This window comes from Alteromonas sp. RW2A1 (assembly GCF_001886475.1).
Lineage (GTDB): Bacteria > Pseudomonadota > Gammaproteobacteria > Enterobacterales > Alteromonadaceae > Alteromonas > Alteromonas hispanica.
Window position 1 is genome coordinate 1,240,124 of sequence record NZ_CP018031.1, and the last position, 25,936, is coordinate 1,266,059.

Here is a 25,936-nt window from a genome sequence, read left to right on the forward strand (position 1 = left end):
GGGCCCAACCGTGAGCGAAAATAAAACCTCTTTAAGCTACAAAGACGCAGGCGTAGATATTGACGCAGGAAATCAACTTGTAGAGCGCATTAAGTCAGTAACAAAGAAAACACACCGACCTGAAGTTAAAGGTAACTTAGGTGGTTTCGGCGCGCTGTGTGAATTACCGTCGAAATACAAAAAACCACTTTTAGTTTCTGGAACTGACGGTGTAGGTACCAAGCTCCGCGTTGCCATGGATGCTAATCGACATGACGGCGTAGGTATTGACCTTGTGGCTATGTGTGTGAACGACCTCATCGTGCAAGGTGCTGAGCCTTTATTCTTCCTCGATTATTATGCCACGGGTAAGCTAGATGTTGACGTTGCAACATCGGTAGTGACTGGTATTGGTGCAGGCTGTGAACTTGCTGGCTGCGCATTAATAGGTGGTGAAACCGCCGAAATGCCAGGCATGTATCATGGAGGTGACTATGACATCGCTGGTTTCTGCGTCGGTGTTGTAGAGGCAGAAGACGTAATCGACGGTACCAATGTTAAACCTGGACAAAAGCTTATTGCTCTTGGCTCATCAGGACCTCACTCAAACGGTTACTCTCTTGTGCGTAAAATTATTGAAGTGAGCAACGCCGACGTTAACGCAGATTTAAACGGCAAGCCCATCATAGAGCACCTGCTGGAGCCAACGCGCATTTATGTTAAGTCGGTTCTCGCTTTACTTGACGAAGTTAAAGTAAGCGCCATTTCACATATCACTGGCGGTGGCTTTTGGGAAAATATTCCTCGTGTGCTGCCAGATGACGCGAAGGTTATTATTGATGAAACCACATGGCATTGGCCCGAGATTTTCTCTTGGTTACAGTCTAACGGCAACGTAACTCGTCATGAAATGTATCGTACGTTTAACTGTGGCGTTGGCCTTGTGATCGTGGTTGACGAAGATGACGTTCAGCGCTCCCTAGACATTTTGTCGGCGCAAGGCGAAAACGCATGGTTGATTGGTAGCATCGAAGCAAAAGAAGGCAACGATGAACAAGTAGAGATCAACGAGTGAGCAACGCTGTGACAAAACTTTGTGTCCTGATCTCAGGCAACGGAAGTAACCTACAAGCAATAATAGATGAAATTAGTTCCGGTCGTCTTAACGCCGTAGTTAGCGGCGTTATTAGTAACCGTCCCAACGCTTACGGTCTGGAGCGCGCAAAAAATGCGGGCATAAACGCGGTCTGTCTAGACCATACACAATTTGAAGACAGAGAGTCTTACGACAGCGCGCTGAAGGAGCAAATAAATGCCTTTGGCGCCGATTGTGTTGTTCTTGCTGGTTTTATGCGCATCCTAACACCCGAGTTTGTCGATGAGTTTGCTGGTAAATTAGTGAACATTCATCCATCTTTGTTGCCCAAGTACAAAGGTTTACATACTCACCAACGGGCAATCGATAACGGTGATACAGAGCACGGCGTTAGTGTTCACTTTGTTACGCCCGAGCTTGATGGAGGCCCTGTTATCATTCAAAGTAGAGTTCCTGTGTTTGAAGATGATAGTGCTGACGATTTAGCTGAGCGAGTACAAGAACAAGAAAGGCGCATTTATCCTCTTGTTCTTCGCTGGTTCAGCGCTGGCAGGTTATCGATGAGAGACAATAAGGCTATCTTAGATGAGCAAGAGCTACCAGAAACAGGCTATGCAAACGATTAAACCGTTTAAAGTAGCAGCAAGGGCGTTTATTTTCGTTGTTTTTTCGGCTCTGTCAGCGAATGCGTTCGCTGACAGCGTTGTAAAATCTGATGCTGATACTGATGCAAAGGCAGCGCTGAATCTAGACCCCTACAAAGCCACCTACACAGCCTACAAATGGGGAGACGATGTGGGTGAGGCTTCAATTGAGCTGTTACAACTTACTGATGATAAGTATTCCCTGCTTTACACTTCGAAAGTATCCAAATTCTTTTTATCCGACAAACGCACTGAGCACTCTATTTTTTCCATTCAAGATGGTGAGGTGATAGCCTCAGAGTATTCTTATAGTCGTTCTGGTACAGGCCCGGATAAGTCTTTAGAAGTCACTTTTACCCAAAAAAATGATGGGCAAATATCCGTAGATAACGGTGAAAAATACCCTTGGGATGGCGAGTTTGATAATCAGATTTATCGCCTAGATTTAGCGAAAAAGCTGGCTAATGGTGAAACCTCTGTTACTTATGATTTTGTGAACTATCGAGGGCAACGCAGACAGTATGGCGTTGAAGTGGTTGCAAACGAAACTCTTTCACTACCCTATGGAAAAATCGCTGCGGTAAAAGTGAAGCTCATCCGCGAATCTAAAAAGCGCGAGACCTTTGCATGGTTTGCACCAGAATTGAATTACGCATTAGTAAGATTACAACAATTTAAAGAAGGCGACGAACAAGGTGACATTAAGCTCAACGCTTTCACATTGTTATAAATACTCTGCGTACTTCTACAAAAAACGCTGCTTGTTATTTTAGCGCCGCCTATTGTCAGGCGGTGTTTAATAGGTCGTAAGAGCCTATTTTTATTTTACAGCCCTCTCCTTTTTTGGCTGTCCATTCTTATTAACTACTTTTCCCACCAACCACTATACTGTTAAAAACAGTGTATGAAAGCCCATTATTAACATCGTGATTAATAGATTATTCATGTAAAAATCTTGATCTTTGGGCTTATAAATAATAGGTTTAGGGCATGCTGGTCTGACCTCAAAAGCCGTTCTCAAGATTGTAACGAGCCAACGCGTAATAAAGCAGACAAGTGTAATGTTCAACGCCTTTCAGGAGTGATGTATGGCAGATTTTATATGGTTCTCACTGGTCGTTCTGACGCTAGCCATTGCTAGTTATCAGCGTACCAGCCTGGTGACAGCAGTCGCTATGGGTGCAGGCGTCATGGTTTTAGGCACCTTTTTTGGCGATATTGGCCTGTTTGGTTGGTTAGTGTATCTTGCATTAACACTGCCGTTTACGCTGTCGAATATCAGACAACAACACATCTCTAAAAAGCTACTGGCATTTTACCGCAAGGTTATGCCTGAAATGTCGAGCACTGAACAAGAAGCTATCGACGCCGGTACTGTCTGGTGGGATGGCGATATATTTAGTGGGAAGCCAGATTGGGATAAATTGCATCGCATTCCAAAAGGTCGCTTAACCGCAGAAGAGCAAGCGTTTCTCGACGGACCTTGTGAAGAAGTCTGCTCAATGGTTGACGAGTGGCAAATAAATCACAAAGACGCAGACCTGCCTCCAGAGATTTGGCAATTCCTCAAAGAGCACAAGTTCTTTGCGATGATCATCAAAAAAGAATATGGCGGTCTCGAGTTTTCTGCATTCGCTCAATCTCGCGTTTTGCAGAAGCTAGCCGGTGTTAGTGCCGTATTATCAAGTACGGTTGGCGTTCCTAACTCTTTAGGCCCGGGCGAGCTTCTTCAGCATTATGGTACGAAGGAACAGCAAGACCATTATCTACCACGCCTAGCGGCGGGTGAAGAAATTCCTTGCTTTGCTCTTACTGGTCCAGAAGCAGGGTCAGACGCAGGGGCAATTCCAGATGTAGGTATTGTATGCAAGGGCGAGTTTAACGGTGAAGAAGTACTAGGCATGCGCCTAACTTTTAGCAAGCGTTATATCACGCTTGCGCCGGTTGCCACTGTTATCGGTTTGGCATTTAAACTGAAAGATCCTGATGGATTACTAGGCGACAATGCCGATCCAGGTATTACCTGTGCGCTAATCCCTCGCGACACCAAGGGCTTAGAAATTGGACGTCGCCACTTCCCGCTTAATACACCGTTTCAAAACGGTCCTATTAAAGGGGACGACATCTTTGTACCAATCGACTATATCATCGGCGGGCCTGCAATGGCCGGACGCGGCTGGCGTATGCTGATGGAGTGTCTGTCAGTAGGTCGCTGTATCACTCTACCGTCTTCAGCTGCTGGTGGCGCGAAGTCTGTTTCTCTTGCCACAGGTGCTTATGCCCGAATTCGTCGTCAGTTCCGTATGCCAGTAGGTCATATGGAAGGTGTAGAAGAAATGTTGGCCCGCATTGGTGGTAATGCTTATTTAATGGATGGCGTAACACGCTTCTCAACAGTCGGTGTTGACTTGGGCGAGAAACCATCTGTTATCTCTGCAATTTGTAAATACCATCTGACGGAGAAAATGCGACAAGTAATGGATGATTCCATGGACGTTCATGGCGGTAAGGGCGTTATGCTTGGCCCTAATAACTATTTAGGCCGCGGCTACCAAGGTGTGCCTATCTCTATTACCGTAGAGGGCGCCAACATTCTTACTCGTAACATGATGATCTTTGGTCAGGGCGCAATGCGCTGTCATCCCTTTGTTCTCAAAGAATTGCAAGCTGCAGCCATTGAAGACAAAAAAGAAGCATTAGTCGCATTCGATAAGGCCGTATTTGGTCACATTGGTTTCGCTGTTGCTAACACAGTACGTAGCATTTGGTTCTCGCTCACAAATGGTGCCTTTAGTAGTGCTCCATTTACAGACGAAACGGCTCGTTATTACAAGCTAATGCAAGGTTACAGTGCAAACCTGGCGCTTCTTACCGATGTGTCTATGGGTGTGCTTGGTGGAGACCTTAAACGTCGCGAGAGATTATCTGCCCGATTAGGCGATATCTTAAGTGGTATTTATATGGGTAGCACCACGTTGAAGCGCTTTGACGAAGAAGGTCGCTTGAAGGAAGATTTGCCGCTTCTACATTGGGCAATGCAAACTACCCTTCACGATATAGAGACTGCTATTGAAGACTTCCTTGCAAACTTCCCTAACAAGGCCATTGCTGTTGCACTTCGTGTAATGGTACTTCCTGTTGGTCGTCGCGTTGGAAAACCTTCAGACAAAACCGAGCATGCTATTGCAAAAATGCTTCAAACACCGTCAACATCAAGAAGCCGCCTTGGTCATGGTCAGTACCTTAGTCGTGAAGACGGCAGCTTGTTTGGTGATCTTGAACAAACTCTCGATGATGTTTTACTGTGCGAGCCTATCTTCGACCGCATCTGTAAACACAAGAAAGCTAAGCTTCCGTTTACACGCTTAGATGTTCTTGCTGATGAAGCACTTGCTGAAGGTATCATTGACCAGTCAGAAGCAGACTTGATGCACAAAACAGAAGCAGGAAGACTTCGTACAATTAACGTTGACGACTTCGACCACGAAGAGTTGGTAGCAAAAATCAATTCATCTACTGTAGCGAAGAAGAAAAGCGGTAAGGCGGCATAGCCATTAACTGCGAGATAATTCAAATGTATAAAGGCCACATTCAGTGGCCTTTTTTATGTCTAGAATATATCTGAAGATAAGTTATACCTGCGATAACACGCCGCGATTACGAATATTTTAAGTCACGCTGAGTAGCTAAGTAAGTGACTAAGTGAGTGGCTAAGTATCTAGGCGGGCTGGTATTATTAAAGTGCAGGGCAATAAAAACAAAAAATCCGGATAGCTTGGTCAAGCTTTCCGGATTTGTATACGTATATTGGCGTTCAAAATACGAATGTTTTAACTTAGTTGGAGTTTATCCATCAGCAACACGGCCTGAGTACGCGTGTTAATCTCTAATTTACGCAATATGGCGCTGATGTGCGCTTTAATTGTGGCTTCTGTCACGTTCATCTCATGAGCGATTTGCTTATTCATCAAGCCTGCTCTTAAATATGAAAGAACCTGAATTTGCTTAGGCGTTAGTTCGCGGAATCGCTGTAATAGCACTTTAAGTTCGTCATCCACTTTATCAAGCTGTTCAGCAACACCCTCTGGAAGCCATTTCTTGCCCGCTATGATATCGACAATAGCCTGAGCTATTTCTCGTGTTGCCGATACTTTAGGGATAAAACCTTGTGCGCCTAAGCTCATTACCTGAGCAACAACCTCAACACCATCGCTTCCTGAAATTACACCAATTGGAACATTTGGATATTGTTCTTTAAGAGTTATAAGTCCATTGAAATATTCACCACCTGGCATATTTAAATCAAGAAGTACTAATTTAATGTCGTCGTACTCACCAAGCTTAGCCAAAGCAGTGTCTAGACTTTCTGCTTCAATGATTTGAGCATTTTCAAAATAGGGAGTAAGCGCACCGCTCAAGGCTTCGCGAAACAACGGGTGATCGTCGGCTATTAAGATTCTAGTCATTAACGTACTACGTCCTTTTTATAATATGTGTATAGATTAATACTTTAGGCTAGTGACGAAAAGCCCTAAACAACAAAAAAGCTATAAATTCAGCATTTAAATCACGTTTTGATTTGGCATTTGGTATTCAAACGGTAAAATTACGACACCAAACCAAAACCTATGAGTATTACGTGAAGAAACACGACAACCTTTTTGCAACTCCACTAACAAAAGTCGCTGACTTTACCTTTGATGAGTCGGTGGTTGATGTGTTTCCTGACATGATTCAGCGCTCTGTACCAGGCTATGAATCAATAATTCATGCTATTGGCGAACTTGCGAGCATGAAAGTTACCGAAAGAAGTCGTGTATACGATTTGGGTTGTTCTTTAGGTGCTGCGAGTCTTTCAGTGGCCCGAGCCACTCAGAATATCAACTGCGAGATTATCGGCGTTGACAGTTCTGAAGCCATGGTAGAAAGATGTCAGCGAATTGTGCAGACTTTTTCTTTGCCCAACCCTGTCTCAGTTAAAAAAGGAATGGCACAGGACGTAAGCATTGAAAATGCCTCAATGGTGATTATGAACTTTACTCTTCAGTTCATACCTCCTGCAGACAGAAAGGCACTGTTAGAGCGCATATTTGACGGACTTAATCCAGGTGGAATACTCGTGCTGTCAGAGAAGATACGTCACCCCTCAGTAGCCGGTAATGAATTGTTAATCGACCTCCATCACCAGTTTAAACGCAATAACGGCTACAGCGAGTTGGAAGTAAGCCAAAAACGCGCCTCACTTGAAAAAGTCATGCTTACCGACACGTTTGAAGAGCATGAACGTCGACTATTAGACGCGGGATTCGACGATGTAGTGATGTGGTTCAAGTGTTATAATTTCACGTCCATGGTTGCTATCAAAAAATAGCATCAACAATGCTATCGATTCCCTATCAACTCGCATAGGGAATTTTACCTTAAATAAATGAGTTTATAATGAGCAAAATTGCGCAGGAATGGTTTAACGACTGTTATAAATCCTTGCTGGATAGCCCGCTTTCATCGTGGCTTCAAACCCTACCTTCACAAATTAATACCTGGCAACAACATAACAAACACGGTGAATTCGACAAGTGGTGTCGCTTGCTTAATAAGCTTCCTACCACGTCGCCAAGCGTTGTTGAATTAGGTGACAGCGTTACTATTGGCAAAGAATCTGACATCAACGACTACACTAAGAAACAAATTTCAGGGTTGTTGAAGCAATTTATGCCTTGGCGAAAAGGTCCCTTTTTTCTACACGATATTCATATCGATACTGAATGGCGCTCTGACTGGAAATGGGATCGGGTAGCACCCCATATAGCGCCGTTAAAAAACAGGTATGTATTAGATGTAGGGTGTGGCAGTGGCTATCACATGTGGCGAATGCTAGGAGATGACGCTGCTGGCGTTTATGGCATTGATCCTACGCAGTTGTTTTTAATCCAGTTTCAGGCAATTAAACACTTTGTCGGGCAGCGGAACATACATTTCTTGCCGCTGGGCATAGAGGACATGCAGCCGCTTAAAGCCTTCGATACTGTCTTTTCCATGGGAGTACTCTATCACCGAAAAGATCCTATGCAGTTTCTCACTCAGCTAAAAAACCAGCTTAGAAAAGGCGGGGAACTCATACTTGAAACGCTAGTGGTTGATGGCGACGAAAATACAGTGCTAATGGCCGGCGAGCGCTACGCTCAAATGCGCAATGTCTGGTTTCTTCCAAGTTCTGAGGCGCTCATGGTTTGGCTGGGTCGGCTAGGATTTGAAAATATTCGCGTTGTTGATGTTAATCACACCACTCTTGATGAGCAGCGGTCAACAGAATGGATGGAAACACAGTCTTTGAAAGATTTTCTTGATCCGGCAGATATTACTCGCACCATTGAAGGCTACCCTGCACCACAAAGAGCCGTTATTGTGGCCAACAAAAAGTAATTTACTGCCTATTCTTGCTACCCGCTTTGTTGGCACAGATGTTGTAACCCTAATCAGCTATGGAGTGCGAATTCTGTATTGATTAGGGTAATAACATGGACATACATGGCTTTTTAACAGCCCATCATTTGCCAAGTAGCTATGCAGATACTGCACAAAAGTGGTTCACCCCACTCTGTGAAAGGCTCATTAAGCACCAAAAAGGTGCAAAAAAACCATTTATCCTTGGCATTAATGGCTGCCAAGGCTCTGGAAAATCTACGCTCACTAATTTTATAGAGACGTTTTTAGAAACTGAGCATGATTTACGCGTGGTATCTCTCTCTATAGATGACTTTTATCTAGATAAAGCGAGCCGCAATGCGCTTGCTATCAAAGTACACCCACTATTAAGAACTCGAGGCGTGCCGGGTACTCACGATATCCCTCTAGCTCTGGAAACTTTTGCAAAGTTAACAAATGGTGAACCGACAAGACTGCCGCGCTTTGATAAAGCATCTGACAACCCGTTTCCTGTTGGCAACTGGCCGCTTATTAGCGAAACGCCCGATGTGATAATTCTCGAGGGCTGGTGTGTTGGTGTACCACCGCAAGCCAAATCAGCACTTAGAACTCCCGTCAATGCGTTAGAAGAAAACGAAGACTCGTTGTGCACTTGGCGCACATTTGTCAATGGTGAATTGCAGGATCAATATCAAACACTTTTCGAAAAGATAGATTATAGTGTGATGTTAGCAGCACCATCTTTTGACTGTGTTTATCAGTGGCGTCTAGAACAAGAGCACAAGCTTGCTAGAGCCACAAAAAACCAGGCTGACGGCATTATGAGTGACGAAGAAGTCGCGCGTTTTATTCAGCACTATCAGCGTTTAACAGAGCATGCGCTCGCTACATTGCCAGATAAGTGTAATACCGTTTTCCATCTCGATGAACAAAGAACGATTTCACAACAGGACTTGAAGTAATGACAAAAACGCTTGTTTTCACCGATATGGATGGCACGTTGTTAGACCATCATACGTACTCTTTTGAGGCGGCGAAACCAGCCTTGGCAGCACTCGATAAAAAAAACATACCTGTTATCCCAACCACCAGCAAAACCTTCGCTGAATTACAGCCCTTGCGAGAGGACATAAATTTAACCGGCCCTTTTATTATTGAGAACGGCGCGGCTATATTTATCCCTCATGGATTTTTTAAACAAAAACCAAGTGGTACTGTTTGGGTCGACGGTTATTGGTGCAAGGCCTTTATATCTAGTAAAAACCATTGGATAAAACTACTAGAAAAAATAAGCGGAGACTTTGAAGGTAGCTATAAGCAATTTTCAAAAATGTCTATAGAAGACATTCAAGCTTGCACGGGTCTTGATGAGCAGTCGGCTTCTCTCGCCGCGAAACGTCAGTTTGGCGAGCCCGTGTTATGGGAAGGTTCTGATGACGACAAACAGATATTTTTAGACGCTATTACCCAACGAGGCGCGTTTCCTCTAGAGGGCGGACGTTTTATACACGTATCGGGTAATTGTGACAAAGGCCAAGCCCTTTCTTGGCTAGCAAAAGAATACCAAAGACAAAATGGCGTTGCCGTTCAGACCGTAGCCTTAGGTGACGGCAAAAACGACATCGCTATGTTAGAAGCTGCAGATATATCAATAAGAATACTTTCACCGGTAAATCCTCCGCCAGATGTAAAAAAAGAAGAGGTATATACCAGCACCCTAAATGGTCCAGAAGGCTGGACTGAAATGCTTACCCAATTATTATCTTTATGATCAGGAGGACACATGGCTGATTTTTATCAAAACGGTGTTATAACCACATTACACAACTTAGCTCGTAGACCCACCGAGGAAATTGAAGCAGAACTGCTGCAGTTTTCAAAAAAACGTCCAATGGCGCTAATCTTGCCGTCACTATTTTCTGAGTTGGAAGGTGAAGCCCTACCCCATATTGTTGAAGAACTCACAAACGTGCCCTATCTTTCTGAAATTGTTATCGGACTCGACCGCTCTAACGAAGATCAGTACAAGCATGCTCTTTCGTTTTTTAGCAAGTTACCGCAACACCACCGCGTGCTGTGGAATGATGGACCTCGTTTACGCGCAATCGACGAAGAACTTCAAGCTCAGGGCCTTGCCCCTAAAGAAATGGGTAAAGGCAGAAATGTGTGGTATTGCATGGGGTATATCCTTGCATCGAACCGCGCAGAATCGGTTGCGCTTCACGATTGTGACATCGTAACCTATGAAAAAGACCTACTTGCTAAACTCATCTATCCGGTTGCTAACCCAAACTTCAACTACGAGTTCTGTAAAGGATATTACGCTCGTGTGGCCAACGGCAAAATAAATGGCCGCGTTTCTCGCCTATTAGTTACTCCGTTGCTAAGAGCACTTAAACGCATAATGGGAGATAATGAATACTTAGAATTTATGGACAGTTTCCGTTATCCACTGGCCGGAGAGTTTTCATTTAGACGTGATGTGCTAAACGATATACGTATCCCAAGTGACTGGGGACTAGAGATAGGTGTATTGTCTGAAATGCACCGTAATTATTCACACAACAGACTGTGTCAGGCCGATATTTGCGATATTTACGATCACAAACACCAAGACCTATCCCTCAACAATGACGAAGGTGGTCTTTCTAAGATGTCTATCGACATTACAAAAGCCATATTCAGAAAACTAGCAACTCAAGGCTACACGTTTAGTAATGAAATGTTCCGTTCGATAAAAGCCACCTACTTCAGGATCGCGTTAGACTTTATCGAAACGTATCACAACGACGCAGTTATGAACGGATTAAACCTCGATATTCATAACGAAGAAAAAGCCGTAGAGATGTTTGCAAGTAACATTATGAAAGCGGGTCAGAATTTCTTGGAAAACCCAATGGAAACCCCTTTTATACCAAGCTGGAACCGCGTTACCAGTGCAGTGCCTGATATTCTAGAGCGCTTGCTTGAAGCCGTTGAAGCCGATACCGCTGAATATATGGAGAAATAATATGGCATGGGACCCTCTCCATGACAAAGTAAAGCACCATTTAGAAACGATTTACGCCGATGTGTCGCTAGATGTGTCTTATGACACCCTAGCAACACAGCTATTAGCTGCAATTGGCATTGCGTCGAGTGAAGATATTGCTTCCCCAAAATCACATTACAACTATTGGGATGAGCAGGACATTATTATGATTACCTACGGGGACAGCGTTATTCGAGAGAATGAACGTCCCTTGGTAACGCTAAACAACTTTTTGCATCAATACTGCAAAAATACCGTTAATAATGTGCATATTCTGCCGTTTTTTCCCTACAGTTCCGATGACGGTTTTTCGGTAATCGACTATTCCACCGTGAATGAGTCTTTGGGATCGTGGGATGATATCGAGGCAATAGCAAAAGACTATGGGCTAATGACAGACTTGGTGATTAACCATTGTTCCGCAAGAAGCATATGGTTTGATAACTTCATCAAGAGCGAAGGTCCTGGGTCCGACTTTTTCTTTACCGCTGATCCAAGCGACGATCTCTCTATGGTTACGCGACCTCGTGTGTCGCCGCTACTAAGAGAAACAGAAACCGCCGACGGTGTAAAACATGTATGGTGTACCTTTAGTCACGACCAAGTCGACTTTGACTTTAGGAACCCCAAAGTGCTGCTTGCTTTTGTCGATATTATTAAACTTTATATCGATAAAGGAACTAAGCTTTTCCGCTTGGATGCCGTGGCATTTCTCTGGAAGATTGTTGGCTCTAATTGTATTAATTTGTCGCGAACCCATGAGGTTGTGCGCTTATTACGTACATTGATTGAACATGTCGATCCCTCAATTATCATAATTACTGAAACCAACATTCCAAATAGGGAGAATTTAACCTATTTCGGTAATGCAAACGAGGCCCATGCGATTTACAACTTCTCACTGCCTCCTTTGCTTGTAAATACGTTAGTTACCGGAGACTGTACCTACTTGAAAAGCTGGATGATGAGTATGCCACCAGCGCAAAACGGCACGGCATATTTTAATTTCATTGCTTCTCATGATGGTATTGGCTTACGCCCAGCCGAAGGACTGCTCGACGATGAGGAAATATCTGAGCTAGTGCACACCATGCAAAATTTTGGTGGTAAAATTTCTTGGCGTGCATCCGAACACGGAAAGCAAAAGCCCTATGAGATAAATATCACCTTGTTCGATGCCTTACAGGGCACAACCAAGGGGCCTGATAAATATCAGGTAGACCGCTTTATTTGCGCCCATGCAATTATGTTGGGAATGGAAGGTATTCCGGGGCTTTATATTCACAGTCTGCTTGGCACATCTAACGACTATGAAAAAGTCGCGAATACCGGCCAAAACCGAAGTATAAACCGACGCCGCTGGGATATCGATGAGTTAGAGGTGTTACTAGACTCGCCCCACTCACAGCATCATAAAGTGCTCACGCGTTTGTCGCAGCTGATACGGATCAGAAAAGCGCAGCCTGCTTTTCATCCTAATGCCACTCAATTTACGCTACAACTCGGTAACGAGATATTTGGCTACTGGCGTCAAAGCCTCGATAGAAAGCAAAGCGTCTTTTGTGTAAGCAACATTTGCGATGAAGAAAGAACGATTCTATTGTCAGACATTAATTTAATAGGCACCGACAATTGGATAGATTTAGTCACTCGGGATGAAATTTGTCTTTCTAGCGGCTTTATTCAGTTAAAACCCTATCAGACCTTATGGATAAGTAACCAAGACTTTGAATAGGTTCTGCTTATAATGTTTGAAGGCGCTTGAGAAGAATATATTCACGCGCCTTTTCATCTCCTTTCAACATTCTCGGTTTTATAATCTATGCAACCTATATCCACTTTTATCTTTGATTTAGACGGTACCTTAGTCGACTCTGTGCCCGATTTAGCCATTGCACTTAATGCTGCGCTTGACGATGTAGGTATGCCTACGCACAGCAATTGCGTTATTAGAAACTGGGTAGGAAATGGTGCAAAAGTACTTGTAGAGCGAGGATTAGCAAACGGGGTAAACAATGCTGACACCCCAGACCAACTAAATAGCGAAGAGCTAATAGAACACACTTTTCAGCGCTTTTTATATCACTACGACCGCAACGTTTGTAAAGAGTCTAGTTTATACCCAGGAGTTTACGACACGTTAAAAAGCCTGGCCGCTCGGGGGTTTACTCTTGCTTTGGTTACCAACAAACCCAAAAAGTTTATTGCACCTATTGTTGAGGCACTCAGCATAGACAGCTTTTTTACGCTGTTTATTGGTGGCGATTCACTTAAAGAAAAAAAGCCCTCCCCTTTGCCTCTCAACCATGTGTGTAAAACACTAAACACTGACGCGAGCGAATGCGTTATGGTGGGGGATTCGAAAACCGACATTTTAGCTTCAAAGGCTGCAAATATGCGCAGTGTAGGCTTAACCTATGGCTACAATTATGGAGAGGATATCAGTACTTACCAACCCGACTGGGTGTTTAGCAAGTTTAAAGAAATAGCATCCATAGTGGCTTAAATGCATTAGATTAGTTGAGCCTGCAACACCGTTTCACAATTAAAATGCCTTAGAATTTAAAACTTCATCGCTTAGAACATAATTCGTACAACAAAGATCAACACGCGGAAATAGAGACATTACCCTTTGGTAAAATATACTTTTTTCTGTACTATCCGCCTGTTAAATAATTCAGGGAGTTACGGGTATGTCGACAAGCTGGCTTTCTTTGGAAGACGCACTGATAAAAGCGCGAGCAACAGCTCACGCAGTGAGCGACGTTGAATATGTCAGTTTAGCAAAAGCTCACCGTAGAGTAGTTGCAGAAGATATTATTGCCTCGACAAACGTGCCACCATGGGATAACTCGTCTATGGACGGCTATGCTATTCATGTCACTGCCGAATCCAGCTCTTTAGCTAACGACAATACCGAAGCAACGGATTCTTCCGGTAAAACTTTCACTGTGCAGGGTGTTATTACCGCGGGTGACAGAGCCGCGACACCTCTTCATTCAGAACATGCTTATAAAATCATGACAGGTGCACCTATTCCTCAGGGTGCAAACGCCGTGGTGATGGTAGAAAATACTAGCTCTAGCGATGCAAACACAGTGACTGTCCATACCCTCCCTAATGCTGGTGAAAATATTCGTGTGAAAGCCAATGATATTGCCAGCGGAGAGGTACTTATCAAAAAAGGAACGTTACTTAGGGCTGAGCACTTAATGCTATTGTCGTCTCAAGGATTAAACACGCTACCTGTCTACAGAAAGCTTCGCGTTGGCATTGTGGCCACGGGCAATGAATTAGCAGCGCCCGGTGAAGCATGCAGCGACACGCAAATTTTTGAATCGAACCGTGCGGGTATAAGCGCCATTGTCGAGGACGAAAATGTCGAGATTATCGATTTTGGCATAGTGAAAGACGATAAAGCCTCGCTGTCAGACTTATTTCATCAAGCGTCTAACACCGTTGATATCATGATAAGTAGTGGTGGCGTGTCTGTTGGTGATGCCGACTATGTTAAAGACGTCATTGATTCAATGGGCAGCATCGAGTTTTGGAAGATCGCAGTTAAACCCGGTAAACCTTTTGCGCTAGGTAAACTTGATGACACTGTATTTTGCGGGCTTCCAGGCAATCCGGTTTCTTCATTCGTCACCGCCAAACTACTGGTATTGCCTATAATTCGCAAAATGCAGGGCCGACAAGATGACCTAGGTCTATTCACTGTTACAGCCACATTGACGAAAGACATCAAGCGTCGTCCAGGCCGCCGTGATTTCCAGCGTGCGCTAATGAGCACTGATACACAAGGCAACCTTGTTGTTACACCGTTAAAAAACCAAAGCTCGGGAGTGATGACCTCTATCACCTCAGCGAATTGTTTTATGGTAGTGCATGAAGAACTCGCTGAGCTGAACAAAGGTGACGCTATTCCCGTTATTCCTTTTACATAGAACATGTGACGCTATTTTTGAAATGGCTGAGTCAGGCACTGATGGCCAGAGACCAAGCGCCAAAGCGCTGCGTTATAATAATTTCGTTGACCATACGTTTGCCATGTTGGGCTTTCATAAAACAAATAAGAGAATTTATACCTGTGATAAAACAACGCTTTTTTATTGAAGCCAGAGATGTATTAAAACTCGCGTGGCCGCTGCTTATTGCGCAAATAACCCAAATGTTAATGGGTGTAAGCGACACAATTATGGCAGGGCGATACAGTGCAACCGACATGGCCGCGGTAGCGCTAGGTTTTAGTATTACCATTCCTCTTCTGTGTTTTATACAGGGTATCGCCCTTGCTCTACCCCCTATAATTTCTCGGCTTCATGGCAACAAAAATATCTCAGGCATAGCCAATGCAAGTCAGCAAGCAGGCTACTTAGTACTGTTCGTTGGTTTGCTTATTGCCGCACTTGTGCCCTTTACCGAGGCCATAGTCTCGTTGTTTCCGATGGCACCTGAATTACACACGATCACCGTCGACTACGTTATCTATGTATTTATCGCAATGCCAGGCTTTGCCATATATCAGTGGTTGAGAAACTATTGCGAGGGGTTGGGGAAAACTAAACCTACGATGATCATTACAGTCATTGGTTTGATGGCAAATGTGGTCGGTAACTACCTGTTTATTTATGGGGTGGGCCCCCTTCCCGCCATGGGGGGCGCAGGGTGCGGTGTTGCTACTGCCCTTGTGATTTATACCATGCTCGTAGCCACTATCATTTACGTAAAGTTTGCACCGGCGCTAGCAAAATACGCCCTGTTTACTTATTGGTATCGCCCAGACTTAAAAGTCATTGGTAGAACCTTCGCTATGGGACTTCCAATCGCGATGACCATATTGTTTGAAGTGACACTGTTTTCTGCAGTAGCGCTGCTTATCGCTCCCTTTGGTGCAAATGTGGTTGCCGCTCATCAAGTGGCACTGAACTTTTCAGCCCTTATGTTTATGTTTCCTATGAGCATTGGCATGGCAGTGGCTATTCGTATTGGCTATCGCATCGGGCAAAACAATATACGCCAAGCAAAAATAGCTGCGCGAAGTGCTATTTTAATTGGCTTTGTTACCTCTGCATGCACTGCTACTTTTACCCTAGTGGCTAAGGGGTTTATTATCGGGCTGTATACAAACGACAGCGAGGTTTACGCCCTTGCCAATGCGCTACTTATCTATGCAGCACTTTTTCAGCTATCTGATGCAGTGCAGGTTATATCTGCCAATGCGCTTAGGGGTTATAAAGACACTACCGCCATGTTCCTAATCACGTTTGTATCATATTGGCTTATTGGCTTGCCCACAGGCGTTGTTTTGGGAAGAACATCGTGGCTTACCGCTGAGCCGATGGCAGCTGCCGGCTTTTGGATTGGATTTATTGTGGGGCTAAGTGCAGCAGCTGTGCTACTTGGTGCAAGACTACTTTATATTCAACGAAAAACCGCCGTGTTAAAAGCGTAATTGTACTTACAAGCTAGCCCTCTTTTTATCGAGGGCGTTTTGTTTATTTCTTAGCTAGCGAGAACGGCTTAATCCTTTTATAGCGTCTGTTAGTCCTTCGAGCGTTAGCGCATACATTTTATCTTCCATAATCTCTCTCATTATTTTAATGGAAGAATAGTATGGCCAATAGTTTTCGGCCTGTGGGTTTAGCCACACCGCGTTACTAAAATGATTAAGCAGCCGCTGCATCCATACACTGCCCGCCTCTTCATTCCAGTGCTCTACGCTTCCACCCGGATAGGTAATTTCATAGGGTCCCATGGTGGCGTCGCCAACAAAGATAACTTTGTAATCTTTGCCGTAGCGATGAATGATATCCCAAATAGGAATGCGCTCTTTATTGCGTCTAAGATTGTCTTTCCATACTTCCTCGTACACACAATTGTGAAAGTAGAAATACTCTAAATACTTAAACTCTGACTGTACGGCGGAAAAAAGCTCCTGCGTAGTTTTAACGTGTGGGTCCATTGATCCCCCCACATCAAAAAACATCAGCACCTTTACCGCGTTGTGACGCTCTGGTGCCATGTGAATATCTAGCATGCCACCTTTTTTAGCGGTCTCGCCTATGGTAGTTCTCACGTCCAGCTCTTCACTGGCGCCAGTTCGAGCAAACTTTCTCAATTTGCGCAATGCAACTTTTATGTTGCGGGTGCCTAACTCCACATCGGAAGAGAGGTTTCTAAACTCTCGCTTATCCCACACTTTGGCAGCAGAAAACTTTCTATTTCCTTTTTGACCAATGCGAACCCCTTCAGGGTTATCTCCATAAGCACCAAAGGGCGAAGTCCCCCCTGTGCCTATCCATTTATTACCGCCTTGGTGACGTTTTTCTTGCTCTTCCAGCCGCTTTTTAAGAGTTTCCATAAGCTCATCAAGCCCACCGGCTTTGCGCAGCGCCTCGCGCTCCTCTGGGCTTAAGTTCTTTTCAAGTTCTTTGCGCAACCACTCTTCAGGGATTTCCTTTCCGAACAGATCGATAGATTCAACACCTTCAAAATAGTGCGCAAAGGCGCGATCAAACTTATCGTATTGAGTTTCATCTTTAACCATTATGGTGCGAGACAGGCTATAAAAGCCCTCTATGTCTGCATAAACCACATGCTTTTCTAATGCGCGCAACAAATCAAGCAACTCACGAAGAGTGGTTTTTACTTGATACTTTCTCAGCGTGAAAAAAAACTCAATAAGCATTAGCGTCTCGCCATAAAGACCAGTTTTTCAAAAAGGTGAATATCTTGCTCGTTTTTAAGTAATGCCCCGTATAGTGGTGGGATTGAAGCCTTACCGTCTTTGTTGTGAAGCGCCTCTGGTGGAATGTCTTCTGCGACTAGCAGTTTCAACCAATCGATTAACTCAGACGTCGACGGTTTTTTCTTAAGCCCTGGCACGTCACGTAGATTAAAAAATGCAGACAGTGCTTCGTCTAACAAGTTTTTCTTAAGGTCGGGAAAATGCACATTAACAATTTCTCGCATGTCGTCTGGCGTAGGAAACTGAATGTAATGGAAGAAACAACGGCGCAAGAATGCATCTGGCAGCTCTTTTTCATTATTCGACGTAATAATCACAATGGGACGCTGAGCGGCAACGACTCGCTCTTGGGTTTCATAAACGAAAAATTCCATTTTATCGAGTTCAAGCAATAAATCGTTTGGAAACTCGATATCGGCTTTGTCTATCTCGTCAATAAGTAACACCGGGCGTTTTTCTGCGCTAAACGCTTCCCACAGTTTCCCCTTTACAATGTAGTTACCGATATCGTGCACTCTATCATCGCCTAGCTGCGAATCTCTAAGACGAGACACCGCATCGTATTCGTATAAGCCTTGCTGCGCTTTCGTGGTTGATTTAATGTGCCATTGAATTAGTTCGGTACCTAAACTGTCGGCAAGCTCCTCGGCAAGCATGGTTTTACCCGTGCCCGGCTCACCCTTTATAAGTAGAGGCCGCTCTAGTGTGATTGCCGCATTAACAGCGAGCTGTAGGTCTTTGGTTGCGATGTAATTAGACGTGCCGCTAAAAGCCATTCTTCTTATACTCCGTTTAATTCTTCGTCTTCATGTAATTTAACAATAACATATAGCTAAAAAACACTTTGCATTTTTACTTTTAGGACCAATCATATAGGGGTATAAAGAAATCCCCAAATTCAGGCTATGAATTATTAACTATTATATTGGCCGTACAGATCACGACTTTTGGGGTTTGCTTGTGAATCAGGAACGAGTTAAGGATAAAAGATGAACGTATTTGACGACAATTCCCTAGCCATTGGCCGTACGCCACTAGTGAAACTAAATCGCGTTACCTCTGGTAATGTGTACGCAAAAATAGAGTCTCGCAACCCAAGTTTCAGCGTTAAGTGCCGTATTGGTGCAAACATGGTCTGGGATGCAGAAGAGCGCGGTGTTCTGACAAAGGGTAAAGAGATTGTAGAGCCTACAAGTGGTAATACGGGTATTGCCTTAGCGTTCGTTGCTGCTTCACGTGGTTACAAAATAACGCTAACTATGCCAAGTAGTATGAGCTTGGAACGCCGCAAACTGCTTAAAGCATTAGGTGCAAACCTAGTGCTTACAGAGGCTCCTAAAGGAATGAAAGGCGCAGTGGCCGCAGCACAAGAAATCGTCAACTCTGATCCTGAAAAGTATGTACTGCTTCAGCAGTTTGACAACCCTGCTAACCCAGCTATTCACGAAAAGACCACAGGCCCTGAAATTTGGGAAGACACCGACGGTAAAGTTGATGCATTCGTAGCGGGTGTGGGTACAGGCGGTACCATTACAGGTGTAAGCCGTTACCTTAAAAACACCAAGGGCAAAGCTATTACGTCTGTAGCGGTTGAGCCAACTGATTCGCCGGTAATCACACAAGCATTAGCGGGTGAAGAATTAACTCCTGGTCCACATAAAATTCAGGGTATTGGTGCTGGGTTTATTCCTGGAAACCTTGACTTAGACCTTATCGACGAAGTTGAGCAAGTCTCTAACGAAGACTGCATGGACATGGCACGCAAGCTAATGACAGAAGAAGGTATTTTAGCAGGTATTTCCTCTGGTGCAGCGGTTGTGGCAGCGAAGCGTTTCGCTGAACGTCCGGAAAACAAAGATAAGATTGTTGTTGTTCTTCTTGCTAGCGGTACAGAGCGTTACTTAAGTAGCCCAATGTTTGCTGGTGCGTTCGACGAACAGGAAGAAGTTCAATAGTTGAACGGTAGACTAAAAGCGTTACGCGTACAGTAAAATGCTGTAATAGCGTACTGAAAAGCGAGGAAGACTATATTTAGTCCCTCGCTTTTTTTTGTATTAAAAATTGACGTTTACATTACGGATAGCTGCACATTATTTGCTACCCTGTTACCCTTAGCACTTAATTAGTAGTACTTAGTTATTAGTCCTTAATTATCGTTACAATACGACAAAACAATAACAGTATAGGTCAATAAAGAACTGGCATAGTACGTCATTAAACACATATTTGCCCTTTAACCTTTTTCGCCTCAGGAGGCTTGTAAAATGAACGCCCATAAGTTGTATACCTTGTTTGGCCTTATCTCCCTACTATTGCTCAGTGCATGTGGAGAAAAAGAAAAAGGTATTGGTCGTTACGGCATGCTTGACGAGAGTACACCAGAATACACAACTGTTGTTTTTCTAAACAGTGTTTACGAAGACGATAATTTAGATAGAGCAATTTCTTTATCTAGCGAAAAGATGACCCGAATACTAAAGCGCTACCATACCAACAAAAATGTACAGCGCCATTTACTCAACTTGAAGTACGACACCGTTACGGTGACACCTCAAACAGCAGGCAAAATAGGCAGAACTGAATTTGCCGAAAAATCGACCATCACTGTATTTTTAAGCGGTATGTATGGTGAAGACAAAATAGAAGACTTACGCAGTCTCGACCTTATCAAAGAAGATGGTGATTGGAAGGTGAACAAGATTCACCCTGATACCTACTTATAGCCTCGCTTTATATCACATCCAGAATAATAGTCTGAAACCGTGACATTAAAGTTAGAGGAGTATTACTTAGCTTGCATTTCGCTCTAACAATGTTTTGCCTCAAAACTAGTTTTGGCGACTATTGTAAATAAGCGATTTACGGTCGCCCATCGAGTAATTTACCATGGTCAGCTAAAGACAAATCAGCGGGCGTTCAGGTTTCAAAGCTCATAGTGCCGCTTTGTGCCAATAGCCGACATCACATACTTTTGATGGCGAAACTGGTTGTAGAAGTTATACAAACAATCATTTAGGCATTGTAGTGAGTTGTTCTTTTACTTTTGGCGAAGCAAATTATAACTCTTTACCATGCTGTTCAAAAACTAATCACGAAAGATCAACACGCCTTAGTAAACACTGCTACAGTGACAATGACCGATATACAAACTGACAACGGCATAATTCATGTTATTGACGCTGTTTTAATGCCGCCTGAGTTTGTTGACGCCTCGGATAGTACGATTGCTGAAGTCGCTGCTGGAGATGACCAATTTTCTACATTGGTAGCGGCTTTAACCGAGGCTGATTTAGTAAGTACTCTTGATGATCCAGATGCAACGTTTACCGTTTTTGCACCAACAAACGATGCGTTTGATATGATTGATGAGGGCACACTAGCTGCTTTGTTGGAAGATACAGAAGCACTTAGTTCTGTATTGCTACAGCACGTAGTGGCTGACGTAGAAGCGGATAGTGTGACCGCGTTTTCTCTAAACGGCACCAGTTTAGAAACTGTTTCAGGCGCATCTATACCAATTTTGATTAACGAAGAAACAGATTCGTTGACCGTTGGCGGCGCTAACGTAGTTGTATCAAACATACAAGCCAGCAACGGTATTATTCACGTAATCGACACGGTTATTGTGGGCGATGTTGAATTACCTACTCCACCGATGTCGATTGTCGATGTTGCAGCAGGAAACGAAAACTTTTCAACGCTAGTTGAGCTATTGCAGTCGACTGGTTTAGACACAACCCTTGCTGATACTTCAACGGAATTTACTGTTTTTGCACCATCAAACGCAGCATTTGATGCTGTTGATGATGCTACCTTAGACGCACTTGCGCAAGACGCTGATGCATTAACAGAAGTGCTCACCTACCACGTGGTTCAGGGTGCAACAGTACTTCAAGACGGTGCGGTTCAAATAGCTCAATCATCAGAGAATAAAGTAGAAACAGTAAATGGAAGCGATGTAGCTTTGTCGCTATCAGGATCTGACCTTTACGTTAATTCATCACTAGTATCTCAAACAGATATTATGGCTGACAACGGAGTAATTCACGTTGTAGACCAAGTAATACTTCCAATTGAAGTAACCGATGCAAGTTCGCAAACTATCGCGGATATTGCTGCGGGCAACGATGATTTCTCGACACTTGTTGCAGCGTTAAGTGCCGCAGATTTAGTTGATACATTAGATGATGAGACGGCAACTTTTACCGTTTTCGCTCCAACCAACACTGCATTCGACAAAATAGAAGATACTGCACTAAGTGGTTTGCTCGCGGATACCGACGCATTATCACAAGTTTTGCTTCAACACGTAATTGCTGACGCAGAAGTAGGCGCGGTAGATGCATTTGCTGCAAATGGAACTGCGGTAGATACAGTATCTGGCGAAGATGTTGCGGTAGACATTATAAACTTTACGCAGGGTGAAAATACGCAAGACGACGAAGTAGCTTACGATGTTGCAAACGGTCGCTTAGTAGGCGGTGCGGGCAGTGACAATGCAGGTTTTACACTTTATACCTTTGACAATGACCTTGGCAGTGCAACCAGTAACTGTAACGATGCATGTGCAGATACTTGGATGCCGCTTTTGGTAACCGACGCAAACGCTTCAGGAACGCCAGGCCTTTCATCGGTAGAGCGTAACGACGGCAGTATGCAAGCAACATTTCAGGGTCGCCCACTTTATTTCTTTGCTAATGACAGTGCAGCGGGTGAAAACTCGGGTGATGGTGTAAATGATGTGTGGTCAAACGTCACTCTGCCACAAACAGCATTGGTGGTTGAAAGTGCAATAGTAACTACGACCGATATCAAAGCATCAAACGGAACACTTCATATCATAGAGAGTGTTATTACCGAAACGTTGAACTAGCAATACGTTACCATAACGCAAAAAAGGGGGACGCATTGCTCCCCCTTTTTTATGTGTTGTGTTGCCTGACTACTAGCTAGCTACTGCATGTAGCGCATTTCTGAAATCAGCAATGAGATCATCGGTGTCTTCAATACCTACTGAGATACGAAGCATGTTGTCCGATACACCCATCTTCTCACGTTCTTCAGCGGTATTTTCAAAGTAAATAGTAGGGGCCACCGGCAACGCCAGTGTTCTATTATCACCCAAATGCGTGGCACAAATTACTAGCTCCATTTCATTTAAAAAGGAAACGGGGTCGACCCCATCGACCAAATTAAAACTTAAAATAGCGCCATATCCACTCGTTAACTGTTCGCGCGCCATAAAGTGTTGTGGATGGTCGGCCAGCCCAGGGTAAAACACCTGAGACACACCCGGGTGATTATCTAAAAACGTGGCAAGCTTCAAGGCATTATGTTGGCTACGTTGAATTCTAAGCCCTAACGTTTCCATACCCACAGCAATTGCAGTGGCAGACTCTGGCGCAAGGGTAGCACCTAAGTCGCGCAACCCTTTTTTCTTTATTTGAGTTATTCCCCATTGCGCTTTATCAGCAACCTGGTACGCAGGTTTGATATTGCTGTATTTCTCCCAATTAAAACTGCCGGTATCGGTAACCGCACCGCCAAGTACATTTCCGTGACCTGCAATGTATTTGGTTAAAGAACAGAATATAAGAGACGCCTTGAATTCTTTAGCATAACAAAGCGGCGGAGGCGTCATGGTATTATCAACCATGAAGAGAATGTGTTTCTCTTCACAAAACTGTCCTATTGCATGGAGGTCTGCAACCTGGGTAACAGGGTTAGCCACCGTTTCAGTATAGACACCTTTGGTATTTGGCTGATACGCCTCTACAACTTGTTCAATATCGGTAACATCTGTATACGTAACGTGAATACCAAAATCTTTTAACGTCTCAAAAAAGCTACGCGTATTGCCAAACAAATATTGACTAACAATAAGGTGATCACCCGCCTTTAACAGCGCAAACAATGTACTGCTTATTGCCGACATGCCAGTGCTAAAACACAGGGTACCCACTCCACCCTCTAATTCGTTAAGCATATTTTGCAGCGCCGCTACAGAAGGTGAAGAAGAGCGAGAATAGACATGGGCAGCGCGCTTACCCTGAAAGGCGTCGATAATGCCTTGGGCGTCTTTAAACTCAAACAGTACAGAATTTGATGTGCTGGTATGAACGCCGCCATGTTCTGGGGTATTGAGCCTGCGGTCGGCATGGACCTGTCGGGTAGTGAATCCCTGTTTTGTCACGGGTGAAACTCCGGTGTTAAAATTTACTTTGCAGGTAACTCTACCTTGCCTCAGCAAGGCCACAGCAGGTAGTCGCTTTAAAAAACTACTCGTATACTGCTAAAGAGACCGTGTTATGCATTTGTCTGGGTATTTTGGGCAAACATTATCATAAAATGCATAAATTGTTTGCATTTGTTCATCGACGTCCTCGACCTTTTCAATTACTGGCCCAAAACAAATTCTTTTTGTTTTAAAATCTAGCGAAATCAGCTGAATGGGAACGTTAGCCGCTTTGGCGATATGTAAAAAACCCGTTTTCCAGGGAAATATCGCGCTGCGTGTACCTTCTGGCGCTAACGCTAATAAAAGCTCGTCTGCACTTTTAATCTTTTCAACAATACTGGTTACCACGCCATGTGCTTTACTGCGTTTAATAGGAATACCACCTAGTTTTCTCACGATATAACCAAGTGGCTGAACAAAAATGGTGTGTTTGCCAAAAAAATTTAATTTCAATCTTAAGGAAAAAAGCACAAATACGCCGATGAAAAAATCCCAGTTTGATGTATGGGGAGCCACAGCAAGTATCGCTTTTTTTTGATTTATAAAAGCGCCTTCAACACGCCAGCCCCGCTTTGTTAATATAAATGCTGCGAAGGACGACAACCAATGCGGCCACTTTCTCGGAACATGCTTATCTATTTGCATATCACCTATTTCTAAGCCAGCTTTATCATAAGGGTAATTACTATTCATTTTTATTATTCTCATACTGCCCAATATGTTAAGAATAGAGAAAAGTAAATCGCAATTCCATGGTCGTAGCATTCGCACGCGTAAAACGTGAGTATTGTAGTGCAAAGCACTGTTGTGGTTGTGATTAAAGATAAGGGTTTTCTAATGTGTATTTTATTTATTGCACGGCACAAACACCCGCAATACCCACTGATTATTGCGGCCAATAGGGACGAGTTTTACGCACGCCCCACCTTACCAGCAGACTATTGGCCAGATGCTCCGTTTTTACTGGGCGGGAAAGATCTTGAGGCAAACGGCACCTGGATGGGAGTAACTCGGGAAGGCAGAATAGCGGCTATTACCAACGTGCGCTCGCCTAATGCAGTTCGTTCTAATGCCGTCTCTCGTGGTGAGTTGGTAACACACTGGCTAAAAAGTAATACATTGGAGAATACCCCCCTTACCTCAGACCAGTATTTAGATGCATTAAAACACTCGCGAAACAACTACAGCGGATACAATTTAGTATTTGGTGATGCCCAATCGCTGTGTGTTTATAACAATGTGAATAATAGCGAGCATAGTATTGATAGAGGCGTATTTGGCCTATCGAACGCCGACATCATTACCCCTTGGCCTAAAGTTACTCAAGGGGTGTCTGCACTAAATCATTACGTTGCGCAGCACAACACTATCAACACAGAAGATTTATTCTCACTGCTAAGACAAGAGAATAAAGCAGAGGATGAAAAATTACCGGATACAGGTATTGGTTATGAGTGGGAAAAAGCGCTTTCTTCCATATTTATCAATATAAAGGAATACGGCACGCGAACATCTACCATAGTGCTTGTTGACACAAACGGCGAGCTGACCTTTAAAGAACGTTCCTTTTCTGAAGACGGAGAAATTACACAAACTCGAGAGTTTTTATTCACAATTTAACTAGTTTGTAGAATAACTCTTTCGCTGTTTACAAAATTTCATAAAGAATTTGAGATATTTTCTGCGAATAGGTGTCGTTTTTTCTATCATCAATGGCATAATGCGTGCCTGCTATTATTTGCGTATTATTATCTGCAAACCACCATTTGCA

General features: G+C 43.8%; 22 protein-coding genes. 17 read left to right on the forward strand and 5 right to left on the reverse strand.

What is annotated here, in order from left to right; translation table 11 throughout:
- Positions 1-10 precede the first annotated feature (10 nt).
- From purM to fadE, 4 genes are all read left to right on the forward strand, one after another.
- Entirely contained in the window at positions 11-1,054 is a 1,044-nt protein-coding gene (gene purM, locus BM528_RS05600) for a phosphoribosylformylglycinamidine cyclo-ligase (protein ID WP_071979038.1), read from the forward strand.
- Positions 1,051-1,701, forward strand: coding sequence for a phosphoribosylglycinamide formyltransferase (gene purN, locus BM528_RS05605; RefSeq protein ID WP_071979039.1), 651 nt, complete (start codon positions 1,051-1,053; stop codon positions 1,699-1,701). Before purM ends, purN begins: the two co-directional genes overlap by 4 nt.
- Positions 1,688-2,449, forward strand: a complete 762-nt coding sequence (locus tag BM528_RS05610; RefSeq protein ID WP_071979040.1) for a DUF3108 domain-containing protein — start codon at positions 1,688-1,690, stop codon at positions 2,447-2,449. The genes purN and BM528_RS05610 overlap by 14 nt, the downstream gene beginning before the upstream one ends.
- 358 nt (positions 2,450-2,807) lie before the next feature.
- Entirely contained in the window at positions 2,808-5,270 is a 2,463-nt protein-coding gene (gene fadE / locus BM528_RS05615) for an acyl-CoA dehydrogenase FadE (RefSeq protein WP_071979041.1), read from the forward strand.
- 279 nt (positions 5,271-5,549) lie between these two features.
- Here the strand turns inward: fadE and BM528_RS05620 are convergent, their stop codons facing one another.
- Positions 5,550-6,185 carry a response regulator transcription factor gene (locus BM528_RS05620; protein WP_071979042.1) on the reverse strand — a complete coding sequence of 212 codons (636 nt, stop codon included), beginning with the start codon at positions 6,183-6,185 and terminating at the stop codon, positions 5,550-5,552.
- A gap of 173 nt (positions 6,186-6,358) precedes the next feature.
- On the opposite strand from BM528_RS05620, the gene cmoA reads away from it, so the two are divergent.
- From cmoA to BM528_RS05665, 9 genes are all read left to right on the forward strand, one after another.
- The gene (gene cmoA, locus BM528_RS05625; protein ID WP_071981175.1) at positions 6,359-7,090 is read left to right on the forward strand and encodes a carboxy-S-adenosyl-L-methionine synthase CmoA; all 732 of its coding nucleotides are present in this window, start codon (positions 6,359-6,361) and stop codon (positions 7,088-7,090) included.
- A gap of 77 nt (positions 7,091-7,167) precedes the next feature.
- On the forward strand, positions 7,168-8,142 hold the full coding sequence (gene cmoB / locus BM528_RS05630; protein ID WP_071981176.1) for a tRNA 5-methoxyuridine(34)/uridine 5-oxyacetic acid(34) synthase CmoB: 975 nt from the start codon (positions 7,168-7,170) through the stop codon (positions 8,140-8,142).
- Positions 8,143-8,237: 95 nt separating this feature from the next.
- Entirely contained in the window at positions 8,238-9,107 is an 870-nt protein-coding gene (locus tag BM528_RS05635; RefSeq protein WP_071979043.1) for a kinase, read from the forward strand.
- Entirely contained in the window at positions 9,107-9,916 is an 810-nt protein-coding gene (locus BM528_RS05640) for an HAD-IIB family hydrolase (RefSeq protein WP_071979044.1), read from the forward strand. The genes BM528_RS05635 and BM528_RS05640 overlap by 1 nt, the downstream gene beginning before the upstream one ends.
- A 12-nt stretch (positions 9,917-9,928) precedes the next feature.
- Complete coding sequence (locus BM528_RS05645) at positions 9,929-11,155, forward strand: glycosyl transferase (RefSeq protein WP_071979045.1); 1,227 nt, start codon at positions 9,929-9,931, stop codon at positions 11,153-11,155.
- A 1-nt stretch (position 11,156) separates the two neighbouring features.
- On the forward strand, positions 11,157-12,911 hold the full coding sequence (locus BM528_RS05650; protein WP_071979046.1) for a sugar phosphorylase: 1,755 nt from the start codon (positions 11,157-11,159) through the stop codon (positions 12,909-12,911).
- 87 nt (positions 12,912-12,998) lie between these two features.
- Positions 12,999-13,682 (forward strand): phosphoglycolate phosphatase, encoded by a 684-nt coding sequence (locus tag BM528_RS05655; RefSeq protein WP_071979047.1) that lies wholly within the window; start codon positions 12,999-13,001, stop codon positions 13,680-13,682.
- Between the two features lie 187 nt (positions 13,683-13,869).
- Positions 13,870-15,123 carry a molybdopterin molybdotransferase MoeA gene (gene moeA / locus BM528_RS05660; RefSeq protein WP_071979048.1) on the forward strand — a complete coding sequence of 418 codons (1,254 nt, stop codon included), beginning with the start codon at positions 13,870-13,872 and terminating at the stop codon, positions 15,121-15,123.
- Positions 15,124-15,266: 143 nt separating this feature from the next.
- Positions 15,267-16,631: an MATE family efflux transporter gene (locus tag BM528_RS05665; RefSeq protein WP_071981177.1), complete on the forward strand. Its 1,365-nt coding sequence runs from the start codon at positions 15,267-15,269 to the stop codon at positions 16,629-16,631.
- A gap of 54 nt (positions 16,632-16,685) precedes the next feature.
- Here the strand turns inward: BM528_RS05665 and BM528_RS05670 are convergent, their stop codons facing one another.
- Together BM528_RS05670 and BM528_RS05675 are read right to left on the reverse strand one after the other, a co-directional pair.
- A complete protein-coding gene (locus tag BM528_RS05670; RefSeq protein ID WP_071979049.1) occupies positions 16,686-17,867 on the reverse strand; it encodes a vWA domain-containing protein in 1,182 nt (393 codons plus the stop codon).
- A complete protein-coding gene (locus BM528_RS05675) occupies positions 17,867-18,703 on the reverse strand; it encodes an AAA family ATPase (RefSeq protein WP_071979050.1) in 837 nt (278 codons plus the stop codon). Before BM528_RS05675 ends, BM528_RS05670 begins: the two co-directional genes overlap by 1 nt.
- A gap of 213 nt (positions 18,704-18,916) precedes the next feature.
- Between BM528_RS05675 and cysK the strand changes: the two genes are divergently transcribed.
- From cysK to BM528_RS05690, 3 genes are all read left to right on the forward strand, one after another.
- Positions 18,917-19,882, forward strand: coding sequence for a cysteine synthase A (cysK, locus tag BM528_RS05680; protein WP_071979051.1), 966 nt, complete (start codon positions 18,917-18,919; stop codon positions 19,880-19,882).
- A gap of 309 nt (positions 19,883-20,191) precedes the next feature.
- Positions 20,192-20,650: a hypothetical protein gene (locus tag BM528_RS05685; protein ID WP_071979052.1), complete on the forward strand. Its 459-nt coding sequence runs from the start codon at positions 20,192-20,194 to the stop codon at positions 20,648-20,650.
- Between the two features lie 320 nt (positions 20,651-20,970).
- Entirely contained in the window at positions 20,971-22,800 is a 1,830-nt protein-coding gene (locus tag BM528_RS05690) for a fasciclin domain-containing protein (RefSeq protein WP_071979053.1), read from the forward strand.
- A gap of 72 nt (positions 22,801-22,872) precedes the next feature.
- Here the strand turns inward: BM528_RS05690 and BM528_RS05695 are convergent, their stop codons facing one another.
- Together BM528_RS05695 and BM528_RS05700 are read right to left on the reverse strand one after the other, a co-directional pair.
- The gene (locus BM528_RS05695; RefSeq protein WP_071981178.1) at positions 22,873-24,120 is read right to left on the reverse strand and encodes a cystathionine gamma-synthase family protein; all 1,248 of its coding nucleotides are present in this window, start codon (positions 24,118-24,120) and stop codon (positions 22,873-22,875) included.
- A 99-nt stretch (positions 24,121-24,219) separates the two neighbouring features.
- Entirely contained in the window at positions 24,220-24,858 is a 639-nt protein-coding gene (locus tag BM528_RS05700; protein ID WP_083595215.1) for a 1-acyl-sn-glycerol-3-phosphate acyltransferase, read from the reverse strand.
- 144 nt (positions 24,859-25,002) lie between these two features.
- Here BM528_RS05700 and BM528_RS05705 point away from each other — a divergent pair, with 144 nt between their 5' ends.
- Entirely contained in the window at positions 25,003-25,785 is a 783-nt protein-coding gene (locus BM528_RS05705) for an NRDE family protein (protein WP_071981180.1), read from the forward strand.
- The last annotated feature ends 151 nt before the right edge of the window (positions 25,786-25,936 follow it).

Excerpts from the sequence above, each read along its gene's own strand:
- BM528_RS05705 (WP_071981180.1), top strand. The coding sequence starts at position 25,003 with ATGTGTATTTTATTTATTGCACGGCACAAACACCCGCAATACCCACTG.
- BM528_RS05675 (WP_071979050.1), bottom strand. The coding sequence starts at position 18,703 with ATGGCTTTTAGCGGCACGTCTAATTACATCGCAACCAAAGACCTACAG.
- BM528_RS05645 (WP_071979045.1), top strand. The coding sequence starts at position 9,929 with ATGGCTGATTTTTATCAAAACGGTGTTATAACCACATTACACAACTTA.
- BM528_RS05670 (WP_071979049.1), bottom strand. The coding sequence starts at position 17,867 with ATGCTTATTGAGTTTTTTTTCACGCTGAGAAAGTATCAAGTAAAAACC.
- BM528_RS05700 (WP_083595215.1), bottom strand. The coding sequence starts at position 24,858 with ATGAATAGTAATTACCCTTATGATAAAGCTGGCTTAGAAATAGGTGAT.
- BM528_RS05610 (WP_071979040.1), top strand. The coding sequence starts at position 1,688 with ATGCAAACGATTAAACCGTTTAAAGTAGCAGCAAGGGCGTTTATTTTC.
- BM528_RS05640 (WP_071979044.1), top strand. The coding sequence starts at position 9,107 with ATGACAAAAACGCTTGTTTTCACCGATATGGATGGCACGTTGTTAGAC.
- BM528_RS05650 (WP_071979046.1), top strand. The coding sequence starts at position 11,157 with ATGGCATGGGACCCTCTCCATGACAAAGTAAAGCACCATTTAGAAACG.
- moeA (WP_071979048.1), top strand. The coding sequence starts at position 13,870 with ATGTCGACAAGCTGGCTTTCTTTGGAAGACGCACTGATAAAAGCGCGA.
- fadE (WP_071979041.1), top strand. The coding sequence starts at position 2,808 with ATGGCAGATTTTATATGGTTCTCACTGGTCGTTCTGACGCTAGCCATT.
- BM528_RS05655 (WP_071979047.1), top strand. The coding sequence starts at position 12,999 with ATGCAACCTATATCCACTTTTATCTTTGATTTAGACGGTACCTTAGTC.
- BM528_RS05620 (WP_071979042.1), bottom strand. The coding sequence starts at position 6,185 with ATGACTAGAATCTTAATAGCCGACGATCACCCGTTGTTTCGCGAAGCC.
- BM528_RS05685 (WP_071979052.1), top strand. The coding sequence starts at position 20,192 with ATGAACGCCCATAAGTTGTATACCTTGTTTGGCCTTATCTCCCTACTA.
- BM528_RS05635 (WP_071979043.1), top strand. The coding sequence starts at position 8,238 with ATGGACATACATGGCTTTTTAACAGCCCATCATTTGCCAAGTAGCTAT.
- cysK (WP_071979051.1), top strand. The coding sequence starts at position 18,917 with ATGAACGTATTTGACGACAATTCCCTAGCCATTGGCCGTACGCCACTA.